Source organism: Pectobacterium sp. PL64, assembly GCF_022477975.1.
Taxonomy (GTDB): Bacteria; Pseudomonadota; Gammaproteobacteria; order Enterobacterales; family Enterobacteriaceae; genus Pectobacterium; species Pectobacterium jejuense.
Genome location: NZ_CP092070.1, coordinates 4328475 through 4346358 on the forward strand (window position 1 = coordinate 4328475; position 17884 = coordinate 4346358).

Here is a 17884-nt window from a genome sequence, read left to right on the forward strand (position 1 = left end):
TTCGCCTTCAGATTATTATCTTGGCTGATTATTTATAGGTATTCTGTCCCTTTCCACGGCGGTTGTACAGATGCAACCTGCATTGTCAGCAAGAGTTCATACACAAAAAGACAACGCGAGAAGAACCAATATAAACATATGATAAACGGATAAAAAAAATCCGGAAGCGCGAGACGATTCCGGATTTTTATATTATTCAATCTGGGCGTTATTTCTCTGTTTTATCCTGCAGTTGCCCTACCTGCGGCAGACCCGTGCTGGCGGAGGAAGAGAGCAAGCCCGTTTCAACATAATTAAACAGTTTTTCACGCGTGTCGGTGATATCCAGATTGCGCATGGTCAGCTGGCCGATACGGTCATCTGGCGAGAAGACCGAGTCGCCTTTCTCCATGGTCAGACGTTCTGGCTTATAGGTCAGATTATCAGACACGGTATTCATGATGGAGTAATCATTGCCACGACGCAGCTCCAGCGTCACTTCACCGGTGATGGCGCTGGCGATCCAACGCTGAGAAGAATCACGCAGCATCAGTGCCTGAGAATCGAACCAGCGTCCCTGATACAGGAAACGACCCAGCTGACGGCCATTGGCGTGGTATTGCTCGATGGTGTCTTCGTTGTGGATACCGGTAACCAGACGCTCATAGGCAATGTGCAGCAGTGCCATTCCCGGCGCTTCATAGATGCCGCGGCTTTTCGCTTCGATGATACGGTTTTCGATCTGATCGCTCATGCCCAGACCGTGACGACCGCCGATGCGGTTTGCTTCCAGCATCAGTTCCACGTCATCGGCAAAGGTCTTGCCGTTCAGCGCAACTGGGTGACCGCGTTCAAAACGGATGGTCACTTCTTCTGCTGGCACTTTGACGTTCTCATCCCAGAACTTCACGCCCATAATCGGGTTAACAATTTTGACGCTGGAATTCAGGAATTCCAGATCCTTCGCTTCATGCGTCGCACCCAGAATGTTGGAATCGGTGGAATAGGCTTTCTCGGCCGACATTTTATAGCCGAACCCTGCCTGTGACATAAACTCGGACATCTCCTGACGGCCACCCAGCTCATCAATGAAATCGGTATCCAGCCACGGCTTGTAAATCTTCAGTTCAGCATTGGTCAGCAGGCCGTAACGATAGAAACGCTCAATATCGTTGCCTTTATAGGTGCTGCCGTCACCCCAGATGTTTACGCCGTCTTCTTTCATTGCAGCAACCAGCATCGTACCGGTAACCGCACGGCCCAGCGGCGTGGTGTTGAAATAGGTCACGCCCGCCGTCGTGTTGTGGAATGCGCCACACTGAATCGCAGCGATACCTTCAGCAACCAGTTGCTTACGGCAATCGATCAGGCGAGCATTTTCTGCGCCGTATTCCATAGCCCGACGTGGGATTTCCTCGTAGTCATCCTCGTCTGGCTGCCCCAGGTTCGCGGTATACGCATAAGGAACCGCGCCTTTTTGACGCATCCAAAGCAGTGCAGCGCTGGTATCCAGACCACCCGAGAACGCAATACCAATACGCTGACCAACCGGAAGATGCTTGAGAATCGTTGTCATATATATAATCCCTGCTCGAAAGATCTCTGGATATAAGCTGAGTCGCCCACACCATTATGTTACGCCATACATTCATGAGCGCTCGGACCCTGTGCACATCCTGCATCAAACGGGCCGGTCGATGACCAACATCGACACACTCACAAATGCATATTTATGCAAAATAAGTGAGTGATAATTTAAACATCTTTTTGGCGGGACAGGAAGAGAAGAGTCATACTTTCATGCAAAAAAATTCGTGGCCAATTCACGACCAAGTTAGCAAGTATAGCGCTATCTTCTCTTCAGGCTAAGCAGCAAAAATCGTTTACGCGACCCACCCGACATTAATAAAACATCGTTTCATTTTGGCGATATTTCTTTGCTATTCTCTTGCGGTTAACACCTTCCCTTGCATATTGCTGGAGATGCTATGTCTAAGAAAGTCGCCGTTCTGCTGGCTCCTGGGTTTGAAGAAGCAGAAGCGATTATGGTGATTGATGTACTGCACCGTATGAAGATAGAAGTCACCATGCTGTCATGCTATGACAGACTGGAGCTGCACAGTTATCACAATATTCGCATGTTTGCCGATGCTCTGCTGGAAAGAAATCAGGACACGCTGTTTGATGCCGTAGTCATTCCTGGCGGCCCACAGGGAACGGTAAATCTGGCCGCAAACCCGATGGTCGTCGAGTTTATTCGTCGCCACGACGACGCGGGAAAACTGATTTGCCCACTGTGCTCCGCAGCCGCCCGCGTGCTGGGGGGTAACAAACTGCTGAAAGGCCGCCGTTACGTTTGCTCCGGGAATTTATGGCAGGACGTGACCGATGGCGTTTATGTTGACGAGAAAGTCGTGGAAGACGGCAATCTGATCAGCGGCAAAGGGCTGGGAGTCACATTCGATTTTGCCTTTACCCTCGCCAGCCGTCTGACCGGTGACAAAGAAAACGCCAACTTCCAGGTTGAGCACATCGATTACGATTACTGGCGCGTGCCAGCGTAACCGTTCACCAGCCTAATGATAAGGCGCGCACCCTCGCGCCTTCCTGTGTGACCTTCCAGCATGACCTTCTTTTATAGATAACCTTAATAACCTTCCCCATAACGCTCGCGATACTCTTTCGGCGTGATGTCATACCCTTTCTTAAAGACGGCATAGAAATAGGGCAGCGAAGGGTAGCCGCACATCAACGAGATCTCACCAATCGAGAGCGAGGTCGATATCAACAGGTTACGCGCCCGATCCAGCTTCTCCTCATGAATCATGCCGTGAATAGTCTGGCCGACTTCGTCTTTGAAGCGTTTTTCCAGATTCGAGCGGGAAATTCCTACCGCATCCAACACCTGCTCAACCTTAATCCCTTTACAGGCGTGATAGCGGATAAAGTGCATCGCCTGAATCACAGCAGGATCGTGCACAGAGCGATAATCCGTTGAGCGACGTTCAACCACTCGAACCGGCGGCACCAAAATACGCTGTAGCGGCACATCAGCCTGATTCAACAGCAGTTGATGCAGCAGTTTCGCCGCGCGATACCCCATTTGGCGCGTGCCCTGCGCTACCGACGAGAGCGCAACGCGAGAAAGGTAGCGGATCAGATCTTCGTTATCGATCCCGATGACGCACAGCTTTTCCGGTACGGCAATATTCAGGTGTTCGCAGACCTGCAACAGATGGCGCGCGCGGGAATCCGTCACCGCAATAATCCCCGTCTGCGGCGGTAACCCCTGCACCCAGTCCGCCAGCCGATTTTGCGCGTATTGCCAGTTATCCGGCGAGGTTTCCATTCCCTGATACACCACACCCTGATACTTTTCTGCCGCAACCAGCTGCCGGAAAGCATGCTCCCGTTCCTGCGCCCAGCCTTTCCCACCCGATGCAGGCAGGCCATAAAAAGCAAAGCGATTTAGCCCTTTCTCTTTGAGGTGCATAAACGCGCTTTCCACCAGTGCATAATTATCTGTCGCGATATAATGCACGGGCGGATAATCCTCGGGCTGATGGTAAGAACCGCCCACACCCACCAGCGGAACATTCACATCCTGTAGTAGCCGCTTGATCTCGCCATCGTCAAAATCGGCAATCACGCCGTCGCCCAGCCATTCTTTGATGTTATCAATGCGGCACCGGAAATCCTCTTCAATGAAGATGTCCCAGTCACACTGAGAAGCCTGTAAATACTCGCCAACCCCTTCAACCACCTGACGGTCATACACTTTGTTAGCGTTGAACAGCAGCGTGATGCGATAGCGTTTTTCAAACATGGCAGTCGGCGCTCATTAATCGCAAGTTCCTTGAATAAAGTCTTCTTCCTTGAATAGCACAGCACCCCAAGAGGCCAAAATAATTTACTGATTATTGCGAGCCGCCACGTATTTCCTTCGCAGACTCGACGTCGCGTCACACACGCCGCTTTGTTGCGGTATCCATCCACACCGCCAACAGCAGGATTCCGCCTTTAACGACGTATTGCCAGAACGTCGGCACATCCAGCATGCTCATCCCATTATCCAGCGACGCCATGATAAATGCCCCCATCACCGCGCCCGCGACGCTACCAATGCCGCCCGCCAGACTGGTGCCGCCAATCACGCAGGCGGCAATCGCATCCAGTTCGGCAATGTTCCCAGCGGATGGTGAGCCTGCCCCCAGCCGTGAACTGAGAATCAGCCCGGCAACCGCGACCATCAGGCCGTTAATCGCGAACACCGCCATTTTGGTGCGCTCGACATTCACGCCCGATAGGCGGGCAGCATCAATATTCCCGCCCACGGCATAGATACGGCGGCCAAATGCGGTTCGCGTCGCCAGAAAAATACCGCCCAGCATCAACAGCGTCAGCACCAGAACCGGCGTTGGCACACCGCGATAGTCATTCAGCAGATAAATCGCGCCCAGCACCACCAGGGCCGTAAATGTCTGACGGCCAATATCGCCTGCGGGTGGATTTACCGGTAACCCTAATCGGGCGCGACTGCTGCGCCGACGCCACTGCCAGGCAATAAACACCATCAGACCGATGGCACCGAACATAAAACCGATGCCGGAAGGCAGATAGCTTTGCCCAATCTGCGACATTGCCTCGCTGGTTGGGGAAACCGTTGTCCCGTTGGTGATGCCGATCAGAATGCCGCGAAAAGCCAGCATCCCCGCCAGCGTCACGATAAACGAAGGGACTTTCCGGTAGGCGACCCACCAGCCATTCCACGCGCCAAGCAATAATCCCAGCGCGAGCGTCACAACGATAGTCAACGGCAAGGGCCAGCCAAACCAGACATCAAAAATCGCCGCCGCACCGCCCAATAACCCCATCATCGAACCGACCGACAGATCGATTTCAGCGGAGATAATGACAAACACCATACCGACCGCCAGAATGCCAGTGATCGCCGTTTGCCTCAGCAGGTTAGAAAGGTTACGCGCGCTGAGATACGCCCCGTCAGTCATGTAGGTGAAAAAGAGCATGATGGCGATGATGGCCGCAATCATCACGTAGACCTGAAGATTGATGCTTTTCAACCGTTGCAGCATCGAGGCAGAGCCAGCGACATGTTGTTGTTCAGACTGCGATGTTTTCAGCACGATGTTCACTCCTCAATGCAGCTTCCATAACCTGTTCCTGGGTTAAATCACGATTGATCAAATCCGCTTTGATCCGCCCCTGATGCATCACCAATACCCGATCGCTCAACCCCAGCACTTCGGGCAATTCAGAAGAAATGACAATGACGGCAATGTGCTGTTTTACCAGCGCATTAATGAGCTTATAAATTTCGTATTTAGCACCGATGTCGATACCGCGCGTGGGTTCATCGAGAATCAGAATGCGGGGATTCAACAGCAGACATTTCGCCAGCACCGCTTTTTGCTGGTTGCCACCGCTTAACCGGGCAATCGCCAGCTCCGGGCTGGAGGTTTTCACTTTCAGGTTCGCTAGCGACTGCCGGATGATGTCCTGCTCACGGGCATCATCCAGCATGGAAAACGATCCTGTGAATTGGTCGAGTGCCGCCAGCGTCATGTTCTGCGCTACGCTCATCACCGGGACGATGCCGTCCTTCTTACGATCCTCCGGCACCATCGCAATGCCTTGTGCCATTGCCTGTTGGCAATTACTGATGGTCACTGGCTTACCGTCAATAAAGATGTCGCCCTGCCAATGACCGTGATAGGCACCAAACAGGCACTGCACCGTCTCCGTACGCCCTGATCCAACCAACCCGGCAATGCCGAGAATTTCGCCTCGGTGCAGAGCAAATGAAACATCATCCACTCGGCGAATGTGGCGATTCACAGGGTGCCAGGCGATCAGGTGTTCTACGCGCAGCACTTCTTCTCCAATGACATGCGGTTCATTGGGATAAAGTTCCGTCAGTTCACGCCCTACCATCATGGCGATGATCTGGTCCTCGCTCAGCTCGGCAGCCGCACGCGTACCAATCGGCCTCCCATCGCGAATCACACAAATCACATCGGAAATGGCTTTAACTTCGTTGAGCTTGTGCGAGATATAGATGCAGGCGATACCGTGATCGCGCAGATCCTGAATGATCTCCAGCAGGATCGCGGTTTCCCGCTCGGTCAATGAGGCCGTTGGCTCATCCAGCACCAGCAGACGCACCTGTTTGTTCAGCGCCTTGGCGATTTCAACCAGTTGCTGCTGACCTAATCCAAGCTCACCCACTTTGGTATTCGGGTCGACGGCCAGCTTGACCTGCTCCAGCATGCGCTGGCAGCGGAGGTACATATTGTCGTAATCCATCACACCAAAACGCGTCCACTCGTTGCCCAAAAAGAGGTTCTCCAGCACCGTCATCTCTTTCACCAGCGCCAGCTCCTGATGAATGATCGCGATACCCTTTTGCTCCGTATCGCGAATATGGTTAGCGCGTAGCTCGTCACCAGAGAACACGATCTGCCCGTCATAGCTGCCATACGGGTAAATGCCACACAGCACCTTCATTAAGGTGGATTTCCCTGAGCCATTCTCGCCACACAGCGACAACACCTGACCCGCGTCCAGCATCAGGCTAACGTTGTCCACGGCTTTCACCGCGCCAAACGCCTTGGTGATGTTTTTCATTTCCAACAGATGCGGCATCATGGCCTCCGTGATTCAGGTGTCTCAGGCCTCGCCTGCGACAGTGGCGAGCCACAACGTTATGTCGTGGCTCGGTAACCTTCTTTCCTACATCCTGAAACTCGAATTACTTGGAGTATTGGCAGTGGAGTGCGTTAATACACGTCCGCTTTTTTGTGGAAGCCATCGGCAATGACGGTGGAATCGATATTGGATTTATCGACGGGAATCGGGGTCAGTAAGAAGGAAGGTATGTCTTTCAACCCATTGTTTAATTTAGCGTTGGATTCCGGAGCTTTATCGGAACCGAGCGCCACGGCGATATCTGCGGCGTCTTTCGCCAGCTTGCTGATCGGTTTATAGACCGTCATGGTTTGCGTGCCTGCCACAATCCGTTTGATTGCAGCCAGATCGGCATCCTGACCGGAAATCGCCACTTTCCCTGCCAATCCCTGTGCGGCAAGCGCCTGAATCGCCCCGCCCGCCGTGGCATCGTTCGATGCCACAACAGCATCAATCTTATTGCTGTTCGCCGTTAGCGCATTTTCCATAATTTTCAGCGCGTTCTCTGGTAGCCAGGCATCAACCCACTGATCGCCGACCACTTTTATTTTCCCACTCTCGATCAACGGCGTGAGCACTTTCATTTGCCCCTGACGAAACAGCTTCGCATTATTATCGACCGGAGAGCCGCCCATTAAGAAATAGTTCCCGCCAGGCACTTTATCGACGAGATATTTCGCCTGCAGTTCTCCAACCTTCTCATTATCAAATGAAATATAAAAATCCACGTCCGCATTATTAATCATGCGATCGTAAGCCAGCACCTTTATTCCCTCACGTTTTGCTTCCGCAATAACATTACCAAGTACCTGACCGTTATAAGGAATAATCACTAATACATCGACACCGCGATTGATCATGTTTTCTATTTGAGAAATTTGCGTCGCTTCATTGCCGTTTGCTGATTGAACAAAAACATCAGCGCCCTGCTTTTTGGCTTGCTCAACAAAAAGATCGCGATCTTTCTGCCAGCGTTCGAGACGCAAGTCATCAATCGCCATACCTATTTTAACGTCCTTCGCGAATCCGGGCTGACAAGCAAGAATGAATACGGCACAAGCTGAGAGTAAAAAATGGTTAACTTTCATCATAGAGTACCTTTTTTATTTAAGATGCAGGGCCTAAGACTCCAATCGCCAGCAAAGTATTGTCGCTAAACATCCCTCCATCAATTACAGATTTTTATCCTCCAATTATGTTTTTTGGTTTAATTTCCGTTTTTTGATACGGGTCATATTTTATTGTCGAGCCACATTTTTATTTTGTTACCTATTGCGAAGCGCATTCAGAGTAAAACGCCGTTATTTTTGCGACACAGCGCACATTTAATAATTCTCTGAATTTCAGTGTGAAATAACGTAATTGAGGAAACATTCATCCACTCCGAAAATTAATCACATTCCCGTCTCTTCCGTCTGGGTGGTTTCTAAGGAGTTAACGATGCAAGCCTATTTTGAACAGATCGAAAAAGTCCGTTATGAAGGTAGCCAAAGCAACAATTCCTTCGCCTTTCGTCACTACAACCCCGATCAGGAAATACTCGGTAAACGTATGGCGGACCACTTGCGTTTTGCCGTCGCGTATTGGCACACGTTCTGCTGGAACGGCGCGGATATGTTCGGCGTCGGCTCTTTTGCCCGGCCGTGGCAGCAGTCAGGCGACGCGCTGGAGCTGGCGAAGCGCAAGGCAGATATCGCATTCGAATTTTTTCAAAAGCTCAGCGTGCCTTACTACTGCTTTCATGACGTCGATGTTGCGCCGGAAGGGAACTCACTGAAAGAGTATCTGCATAACTTTGCGGTCATTACTGATGTACTGGCGGAAAAACAACAGGATAGCGGTGTGAAGCTGCTGTGGGGCACCGCCAACTGCTTCACCCATCCCCGCTACGGCGCAGGCGCGGCCACCAATCATGACCCAGACGTCTTTGCCTGGGCCGCCACGCAGGTGTTCCACGGCCATGAACGCGACCAAAAAGCTGGGGGGAGAAAACTATGTGCTGTGGGGCGGGCGTGAGGGATATGAAACCCTGCTCAATACCGACCTGCGTCAGGAACGTGAACAGATCGGCCGCTTCATGCAGATGGTCGTCGAGCATAAACACAAAATCGGTTTTCAGGGCACGTTGCTCATCGAACCGAAACCGCAGGAACCGACCAAACACCAATACGATTATGATGTCGCCACCGTTTATGGCTTCCTGAAACAGTTTGGGCTGGAAAAAGAAATTAAAGTCAACGTGGAAGCCAACCACGCTACGCTGGCAGGCCATTCCTTCCACCATGAAATCGCTACCGCTGTCGCGCTGGGCATTTTCGGATCTGTCGATGCGAACCGCGGCGATCCGCAACTCGGCTGGGACACCGATCAGTTCCCTAACAGCGTGGAAGAGAACGCGCTGATCATGTACGAAATTCTCAAAGCAGGTGGCTTCACAACGGGTGGCCTGAACTTTGATGCCAAAGTTCGCCGCCAGAGCACCGATCGCTATGACCTTTTCCATGCGCATATCGGTGCGATGGATACGATGGCACTGGCGCTCAAGGCTGCCGCCAGAATGATTGAAGATGATAAACTCAATCAGTTGGTCGCTAAACGCTATGCGGGCTGGAACGGGGAGCTGGGTCAGCAAATCCTGCAAGGTAAGGCCTCGCTGGAATCGCTTGCCCGGTATGCGGAAAGTCATCAACTGGCACCGCAGCACCAGAGTGGCCAGCAGGAATTGCTGGAAAATCTGGTTAACCGCCACCTATTTGGCTAAAACGGTACGCTCACTACGCCACACCTACTGCGACAGACTAAACCCTGTCGCAGGGGCTTATCAGGAGCCACTATGTATATCGGTATTGATCTGGGTACTTCCGGTGTGAAAGCCATCCTGCTGGATGAAACAGGCGAGGTGGTTGCCAGCCATAGCGCCGCGCTGAGCATTTCCCGCCCGCATCCGCTCTGGTCGGAGCAAACACCTGAAGACTGGTGGCAGGCAACCGACCAGGCATTACACGGGTTGGCGGCAGCACATAGCCTTCGTGCCGTGAAAGCGCTGGGGTTGACCGGGCAAATGCACGGGGCGACCTTGCTGGATACTCGCCAGAACGTACTGCGACCCGCGATTCTCTGGAATGACGGACGCAGCGCGGCTCAATGCCGAACGCTGGAGCAACAGGTACCAACATCGCGTCAGATTACCGGCAACCTGATGATGCCGGGCTTTACCGCGCCCAAGCTGAAATGGGTGCAAGAAAACGAAAGCGAGATCTTCCGCCAAATCGATAAAGTTCTGCTGCCGAAAGACTATCTCCGCTGGCGTCTGACGGGAGAATTCGCCAGCGATATGTCCGATGCGGCTGGAACACTTTGGCTAGACGTTGCCAAACGAGACTGGAGCGATACCCTGCTGGAAGCCTGCGCGCTGAGCCGCAAGCATATGCCCACGCTGTATGAAGGCAGCCAGATTACCGGCTATCTGCGAGCTGACATCGCCAGCCGTTGGAGTATGGAACCCGTCCCCGTCATTGCTGGTGGTGGGGATAACGCAGCAGGCGCGATTGGCGTCGGGCTGTATCAAACCGGTCAGGCGATGCTGTCTCTCGGCACATCCGGCGTTTACTTCGCCGTCAGCGATGGCTTTCTCAGCAACCCGCAGCATGCCGTCCACAGTTTCTGCCACGCGTTGCCGAATACCTGGCACTTGATGTCCGTGATGTTAAGCGCCGCATCCTGCCTCGACTGGGTCGCCCACCTGACGCACGCGGAGAGCGTTCCCGCGCTGTTGCAGGAAATCGCCTCGACACCAGCCGATGACACGATAACGCCAGTGTGGTTCTTGCCTTATCTTTCCGGCGAACGCACGCCGCACAATAATCCCGATGCTAAAGGCGCATTCTGGGGGCTCACCCATCAGCACGGACGCCCGGAACTGGCAAAAGCGGTATTGGAAGGTGTGGGTTTTGCGCTTGCTGACGGCATGGATGCGCTGCATATGACGGGGCTAAAACCCGATAGCATTACGCTGATTGGCGGCGGTGCACGCAGCGCCTACTGGCGGCAAATGCTGGCGGATATCAGCGGTCAAACGTTGGAGTACCGCACAGGAGGGGATGTCGGCCCTGCGCTGGGTGCCGCACGTCTGGCGCAAATCGCCATGCATCCGCATACGTCACTGGCAGACCTTCTGCCGCCACTACCGCTGGAGCAAGTTCATCAACCGGATCTCCAGCGTCACGCCGACTATGCCGAGCGGAGACGTACATTTAAAGCACTCTACCAGCAGCTTAGTCCGCTGATGTAGCACAGTTTTCCGATGCGCCGGACGAATCGTCAACTCACCCAGCGTCGCACATCGATTCTCTGTAGCGCCATCGAAAGCAGCAGACTGGTCCCCAACGCGATGGCGAAAACATACAAGATGTCGAGAACCGGGTGGGATGGCAGTACCACATCATGCGTACGCAGATAGTGAATGATCAACGCGTGGAAGCCGTAAATCGCCAGCGAATGGCGCGAAATGGTAGCAAAGCCCGGTAAAATCTGCTGGCTAGCGTAATGTTTAAACACCACCAGAAGGCTGACCGCAGCCAGAAACACCAGCGGGCCGCAGTAGATGTAAAACGTCTGGGTGAACGTATCGTTCAGTAATGTGTGGTGCTTCGTTCCCATCGCAATCAACGCGACACACGCAACGAAGAAGGGGATAGCGGCTAGCACGACTTTCTTTGGTACTTCCAGCATGCCCAGCGCACGCCCCAGCGCGGCGTACAGCACGTAGTAAAACGTATCGCCGTAAATATAGAGATTCACGGGCAGTAATTTAAACCCTTCAAACTCCACTCGCCCCGTATTGGGGTTGGCGACAACCGCCAGCAAGATAATCAAGACGGCTAAATATTTACCCGATACCGGCTTGATGGTAATAAGTGGAGAGAGTAGATAAATCACGATAATGGCGTAGAAAAACCACAAGTGATAAAAGATCGGTTTTTGCAGCGCATGATGCAATGAATTCAGGCCATTAATTGGCGTGAGCGTCGCAATATAGATCAACGCAACCGTACTGTAGAAAAGCAGACATAAGCCGATACGCAGGAAATGTTTCTTTCCCGCACTGCGCTCACCAAAGAATAAATAGCCCGAAATCATGAAAAACAGCGGAACACAAACGCGCGAGGCAGAGTTCAGGATATTCGCCACATCCCAGTGTCCGTCGCCCGGTGTGCCACCCGCGGTAATATAGTACGTTGTGCTATGAATCAGAACGACCATCATGCAGGCCAGCGCCCGCAGGTTATCAATCCAGCCGATCTTATCCGTCATGCACAACCTCTTGAAAGAAAAGCGCTATTCAAAACAGCGTAGCCGTTGTTGAGCGTTGACACAATCTATTATCAACGACCTGCTACTATCAACTACCAGCGCTCAACAATCGGGCAAGTCTGAGTGAGCAGGACGGATTCATATGGGCAATTTAAACGATGCGCGCTCACCCCGCTGGCAAGCGCGCGCAGGATCTTACAGAGTAAGGTGCTAGAACAGCCCCATCGGTTTATCAGAGTAGCTCACCAACAAGCACTTGGTTTGCTGATAGTGTTCCAGCATCATTTTATGGTTTTCACGCCCGATACCGGACTGCTTGTAGCCGCCAAACGCCGCATGCGCCGGATAGGCGTGATAACAGTTGGTCCAGACGCGCCCAGCCTGAATACCGCGCCCCATCCGGTAAGCGATGTTACCGTTGCGGCTCCACACGCCAGCCCCCAGACCGTATTCCGTATCGTTGGCAATCTCCAGTGCGTCATCCATCGTTTTGAAGGTCGTGACCGCCAGCACCGGTCCGAAAATTTCCTCCTGGAAGACGCGCATACTATTTTTACCGAACAATATCGTCGGCTCCAGATAGTATCCTTCCGCCAGCCCGCCCGGCATCGCCTTGCGCTGTCCGCCCGTGAGCACGCGTGCACCCTCTTTCTTACCGATATCAATGTAGTTAAGGATGGTATCAAGCTGGCCTGCGGACACCTGCGCGCCCATCATGGTTTTGCTATCCAGCGGGTTACCGATGCGGATAGCCTCAACGCGCTTGATTGCCCGTTCCATAAAGCGATCGTAGATAGATTCCTGCACCAGCGCGCGGCTTGGACAGGTGCAGACCTCGCCCTGATTGAAGGCAAACAGCGTGAAGCCTTCGAGCACTTTGTCAAAGAAGCTATCTTCCTTATCCATCACATCGGCAAAGAAGATGTTCGGCGATTTGCCACCCAGCTCCAGCGTTACTGGCGTCACGTTCTGCGCCGCATAGCTCATGATCTGCTGGCCCACCTCGGTCGACCCGGTGAATGCCACTTTCGCAACGCGTTTCGACGTCGCCAGATATTCACCAATTTCGCTGCCCGACCCATTAACAACATTGATGACGCCTGGCGGCAGCAGATCCTGAATCAGTTCCATCAAAATCAACACCGACATCGGCGTCAGTTTGGCGGGTTTCAGTACAATACAGTTACCGGCAGCCAGCGCTGGTGCCATCTTCCAACAGGCCATTAGCAGCGGGAAATTCCAGGGAATAATTTGCCCGACAACGCCGAGAGGCTCATGAAAATGATAAGCCACGGTATCGCCATCAATTTCGCTAATCCCCCCTTCTTGCGCGCGGATACAGGCTGCGAAATAGCGGAAGTGGTCAATCGCCAGCGGCACATCTGCCCCGCTGGTTTCGCGTATCGGTTTACCGTTATCCCAGGTTTCCACCTGCGCCAGCAGCTCAAGATTTTGCTCCATCCGGTCCGCGATTCGGTTAAGCACCAACGCGCGTTCCTGCACCGACAGGCCACCCCATTCCGCTTTTGCCTTGTGAGCGGCATCCAGCGCGTGGTCAATATCTCGCGTTGACGAACTGGCCACTTTACACAGCGGTTGGCCAGTTACTGGCGTCAAATTGACAAAATACTGACCAGCATGCAGGTGGTACCCAGGCTCCGCCGATAAAATTGTCATAGCGTTTTTTCAGATTGAGAGAGCCGTATTCGCCAGACGCGGATCGGCCTTCGAGATTATCGTGCGCCATTTCAGTCTCCTTTTCATTTCCGGGTGAGCGGCCATGCCGCAGTGAAAAAAGAGGCAAACAGTAAGCAGTTAAATTAAGCCTATACGGGGTATGGGGTTAGCGACAGGATTCGGCCAGAGAAGAAGGCAACTCTTCGAGTTGACGCACAGTTTCTTGCGAGAAAAAGTCGCATCCCTTCAGGCGCGGTGAAATAATACTTTTAATTTCCAAGGTTACTAACATGCAGGTATTTCAGGTGGAAGGGGTTCATTTACCAGCGGATGCCGCCCTTGAAGGCGCAACGCAACATTCAGTCTATCATCCCGATTCACTGCAGCAGCCACAGTCTGACTGGCTGGCGGAAGAGGTGCCCGTTGCGTTGGTTTATAACGGCATATCGCATGTCGTTATGATGGCCTCACCGAAAGAACTGGAGGTGTTCGCTCTCGGGTTTTCCTTGTCTGAAGGCATTATTCAATCACCAGCTGATATCTACGGCATTGATGTACAGACCGCCTGTAACGGCATCGAAGTGCAGATTGAGCTGTCGAGCCGACGCTTCGCTGGGCTAAAAGAACGCCGCCGGGCGATGGATGGTCGCACAGGCTGCGGCGTATGTGGCGTCGAGCAGCTTGCGGAAATCGGCAAGCCAATCTCTCCCCTTCCCTTCACGCAGACCTTTTCCCTCAACAGGCTCGAAAGTGCGCTGGTACGACTACGAGAAGTGCAGAAGATCGGTCAGGTGACGGGCTGTACTCACGCCGCAAGCTGGGTCGCGCCAGACGGCACGCTGTCCGGGGGAAGTGAAGACGTCGGCCGCCATGTCGCGCTGGATAAACTGCTGGGTACCCGAGCGAAACAGGGGTGGCAGCAAGGTGCGGCGCTGGTTTCCAGCCGGGCCAGCTATGAGATGGTCCAAAAATCCGCCATGTGCGGCGTGGAAATCCTGTTTGCGGTCTCTGCGGCAACCTCACTGGCCGTAGAGGTCGCACAGCGCTGCAACCTGACGCTGGTCGGTTTTTGTCGGCCGGGACATGCGACTATCTACACGCATCCGCAGCGTCTGAGCGCGTAAGAGACACCACCAGAGTCACGGAGTTTTGCAGGCGACGGGCATAGATTAATTTGTTTTTACATAGTGCAATAACGACATAAGCGTTTGTTATCATGAAGTAAAGCAATCTGATTCATGCCATCCATTCGAGAATAATCATTTTCAATATCATTTAATTAACTATAATGAAGGTATTGCTTACGCGGTACTAACAACACAGTGCCGTAACATTTTTTTTACCATGGAGATGCTAAACATGAGTTATTCACTGCCATCGCTGCCTTATGCTTATGACGCACTGGAACCGCATTTCGACAAAGAAACGATGGAAATTCACCATTCCAAACACCATCAGGCTTACGTCAATAATGCTAACGCCGCGCTGGAATCTCTGCCTGAACTGGCTGCATTGTCTGCTGAAGAGCTGATCGCTCAACTGGATAAAGTTCCTGCGGAGAAAAGAACAGCACTGCGTAACAACGCAGGTGGTCACGTTAACCACAGCCTGTTCTGGAAAGGCCTGAAAGTAGGCACGACGCTGACTGGCGATCTGAAAGCCGCCATCGAACGTGATTTCGGCAGCGTTGATGCGTTTAAAGAGAAATTTGAGCAAGCAGCAGCAACTCGCTTCGGTTCTGGCTGGGCGTGGCTGGTACTGAAAGACGACGGTAAACTGGCCGTAGTGTCTACTGCAAACCAAGACAGCCCGCTGATGGGTGAAGCTGTTTCTGGCGCGTCTGGCTACCCAATCGTCGGTCTGGATGTATGGGAGCACGCTTACTACCTGAAATATCAGAACCTTCGTCCAGCTTATGCTAAAGCATTCTGGAACGTGTTGAACTGGGACGAAGCCGCTGCACGTTTCGCTAGCGCAAAAAAATAAAACCGCTGAGTGCCTGATACCATCAGGCCTCTTCTGCGTTTGAATATAAACTGGAATAACAGCCTGTTATTCCAGTTTTTTATTATCCCCACCCTACTGCGTAGCCGCATGTACGCTGGTCGCCCTCACTCACTGACGCATAAAGTTTCAGACTAAAGTGCCGATATCTACTGCGGGTTTTTATCATGTTTTTTGCAGGGATAAGCTTGGTAAGCGGTAATCCGAGATGCTAACACCGCTAATCAAGTGTGCATCAGGATAGTGAATTCGGCTCAATACGATATAGTGGTGGGATGTGATGGCTATGAATTTTGATAATCTAAAAGTCGGTAAAAAATTAGGATTGGGCTTTTTCCTGATTCTGCTGATGACCATGGTGATTGCTGGTGCGGGCATTATGCATATTGGCTCGCTGAAAGACAGTATTGATAAAGTTAATTTAAGCAACGATATCAATGATGAAATTAATCAGGCTAAATATTACCGCGCATTATATGGCACCACCTATAATCCTGATGATATAAAAAAGAACGTTGAACACATTGCCAATGTTAGTAAACTCGCTGAAAAAGCAAAAGAATTTCACTGGCCGGAAAGCGACGCCAAGAAAATAGTCAATATCCCCACATTAATTACCAGCTATCAGGAAAAACAAAGTAATTATATTAATGCAGTGGGAAAAAAGGATGCCGTCAGAAAAAGCTGGAATATCTCAACAACAGAAAAACCCCTAGAACAGCTCAACGATCAATTAAAGACGGACAATAACAGCGCTAACCTTCAATTATTGCTTTCTGATCTGAACCAAAAACTGATTGCCGTCCGCTACCACGTTCGTGGGTTATTACTGTCTACCAATAAAGAATCCGAAGAAAAGCTGACGGATGCCATCAACGCAGCACAAACGTCATTGACCTTCCTGTATCAGAGCCTGTCTGCCGAACAGCGTGAAACGCTGGCACCGGTTATGACAATCATGAATACCTATGAAGAGCAGGTTCTGGCCTATATGCCGGCCTATGAGGAGGAGATGGCGCAGGCGGGGCAAATGCAGGTTGTCGCCGGACAGTTAAACGACGTAGTTAAATCCCTGCTCAGCGATCAGCTGGCGGCATCGCAGGAAGACATTCGCAATGCCACGCTGCAAATGAGCATCGCCGCGCTGATCACGCTACTGCTTGGTCTGCTGATTTCCTGGTTCATTTCACGTCAGATCACCACACCGCTTGGCAACACATTGAATATGGCTGAGAAAATCGCAACAGGCGATCTCACCATGTCTATCAACACGACACGTAAAGATGAGCTGGGTCAGTTGATGAGTGCGATGTCGAAAATGAATGACAACCTGCACAATATGATCGATGACATTCGCGTCGGCGTCAGCCAGATTTCTAACGCATCCAGCGAGATTGTCGCGGGCAACACCGACCTGTCATCACGTACCGAGCAGCAGGCCGCTGCCGTTGAGCAAACCGCCGCCAGCATGGAGCAACTCACTGCGACAGTTAAGCAAAACGCGGATAATGCACACCACGCGAACAAGCTGGCAATCAGCGCATCTCAAACCGCAAAACAAGGCGGCGAGCAGGTGAATAACGTGGTGCAAACCATGACGGCGATTGAGAGCAGTTCTAAGCGTATCGCGGAAATCACGTCCGTCATTAACAGCATCGCCTTCCAGACCAACATTCTGGCATTGAATGCCGCGGTGGAAGCCGCCCGCGCCGGTGAGCAAGGCCGTGGATTTGCCGTGGTCGCCAGCGAAGTTCGTAGCCTTGCCCAACGCAGTTCTCAGGCCGCGAAGGAGATCGAAGGCCTGATCTCTGAATCGGTTACTCAGGTATCACGCGGAGCGACGCTGGTTGGCAATGCCGGTAAAACAATGAATGATATCGTCACCTCGATCACGCAGGTGCATGACATCATGGGTGAAATTGCTACCGCATCGGATGAGCAAAGCCGGGGAATTAGCCAGGTTAGCCAGGCGATTGTTGAGATGGACAGCACCACGCAGCAGAACGCCGCGCTGGTTGAGCAATCCTCTGCCGCTGCCGACTCGCTGGAAGAGCAGGCAAGACTGCTGAAGCAGGCGGTTTCCGTCTTCCGTCTGGCAAACGCACAGCATGATGACACCCCAGCGGGTATCGCGTTTGCCGACCAAACGCATCGTCTACACGCACCGCGCTAATATCAACAGCAACGTACCAAAAACGACAAAGCC

General features: G+C 52.3%; 11 protein-coding genes and 2 pseudogenes. 6 read left to right on the plus strand and 7 right to left on the minus strand.

Annotated features, from left to right (window positions below; all coding sequences use genetic code 11):
- Positions 1–208: 208 nt before the first annotated feature.
- On the minus strand, positions 209–1555 hold the full coding sequence (gene argG / locus HP572_RS19500; protein WP_205551973.1) for an argininosuccinate synthase: 1347 nt from the start codon (positions 1553–1555) through the stop codon (positions 209–211).
- A gap of 412 nt (positions 1556–1967) precedes the next feature.
- Between argG and HP572_RS19505 the strand changes: the two genes are divergently transcribed.
- A complete protein-coding gene (locus tag HP572_RS19505) occupies positions 1968–2543 on the plus strand; it encodes a DJ-1/PfpI family protein (RefSeq protein WP_010284196.1) in 576 nt (191 codons plus the stop codon).
- An 83-nt stretch (positions 2544–2626) separates the two neighbouring features.
- Here HP572_RS19505 and xylR read toward each other — a convergent pair whose 3' ends face one another.
- The 4 genes from xylR to xylF all read right to left on the minus strand — a co-directional run bounded on the left by xylR (position 2627) and on the right by xylF (position 7772).
- A complete protein-coding gene (gene xylR, locus HP572_RS19510; RefSeq protein ID WP_039533072.1) occupies positions 2627–3805 on the minus strand; it encodes a D-xylose utilization transcriptional activator XylR in 1179 nt (392 codons plus the stop codon).
- 136 nt (positions 3806–3941) lie between these two features.
- Positions 3942–5072 carry a xylose ABC transporter permease XylH gene (xylH, locus tag HP572_RS19515; RefSeq protein ID WP_207783065.1) on the minus strand — a complete coding sequence of 377 codons (1131 nt, stop codon included), beginning with the start codon at positions 5070–5072 and terminating at the stop codon, positions 3942–3944.
- A 28-nt stretch (positions 5073–5100) separates the two neighbouring features.
- Complete coding sequence (locus HP572_RS19520; RefSeq protein ID WP_240585787.1) at positions 5101–6642, minus strand: xylose ABC transporter ATP-binding protein; 1542 nt, start codon at positions 6640–6642, stop codon at positions 5101–5103.
- A 134-nt stretch (positions 6643–6776) separates the two neighbouring features.
- Positions 6777–7772 carry a D-xylose ABC transporter substrate-binding protein gene (gene xylF / locus HP572_RS19525; protein WP_039483224.1) on the minus strand — a complete coding sequence of 332 codons (996 nt, stop codon included), beginning with the start codon at positions 7770–7772 and terminating at the stop codon, positions 6777–6779.
- A 352-nt stretch (positions 7773–8124) separates the two neighbouring features.
- Between xylF and xylA the strand changes: the two are divergent.
- Together xylA and xylB are read left to right on the plus strand one after the other, a co-directional pair.
- Positions 8125–9445, plus strand: a pseudogene (gene xylA, locus HP572_RS19530) (xylose isomerase).
- 72 nt (positions 9446–9517) lie between these two features.
- Positions 9518–10975 (plus strand): xylulokinase, encoded by a 1458-nt coding sequence (gene xylB / locus HP572_RS19535; protein WP_240584088.1) that lies wholly within the window; start codon positions 9518–9520, stop codon positions 10973–10975.
- 29 nt (positions 10976–11004) lie between these two features.
- Here xylB and HP572_RS19540 read toward each other — a convergent pair whose 3' ends face one another.
- Both HP572_RS19540 and HP572_RS19545 read right to left on the minus strand, forming a co-directional pair.
- Positions 11005–11997 (minus strand): acyltransferase, encoded by a 993-nt coding sequence (locus HP572_RS19540; RefSeq protein ID WP_240584089.1) that lies wholly within the window; start codon positions 11995–11997, stop codon positions 11005–11007.
- A 210-nt stretch (positions 11998–12207) separates the two neighbouring features.
- A pseudogene (locus HP572_RS19545) lies at positions 12208–13744 on the minus strand (aldehyde dehydrogenase family protein).
- Positions 13745–13964: 220 nt separating this feature from the next.
- Here HP572_RS19545 and fdhD point away from each other — a divergent pair.
- The 3 genes from fdhD (at position 13965) to HP572_RS19560 (ending at position 17851) form a co-directional block, all read left to right on the plus strand.
- The gene (gene fdhD, locus HP572_RS19550; RefSeq protein WP_205551961.1) at positions 13965–14798 is read left to right on the plus strand and encodes a formate dehydrogenase accessory sulfurtransferase FdhD; all 834 of its coding nucleotides are present in this window, start codon (positions 13965–13967) and stop codon (positions 14796–14798) included.
- Positions 14799–15033: 235 nt separating this feature from the next.
- Entirely contained in the window at positions 15034–15660 is a 627-nt protein-coding gene (sodA, locus tag HP572_RS19555; protein WP_095993198.1) for a superoxide dismutase [Mn], read from the plus strand.
- 298 nt (positions 15661–15958) lie between these two features.
- On the plus strand, positions 15959–17851 hold the full coding sequence (locus HP572_RS19560) for a methyl-accepting chemotaxis protein (protein ID WP_240584090.1): 1893 nt from the start codon (positions 15959–15961) through the stop codon (positions 17849–17851).
- Positions 17852–17884: the final 33 nt, after the last annotated feature.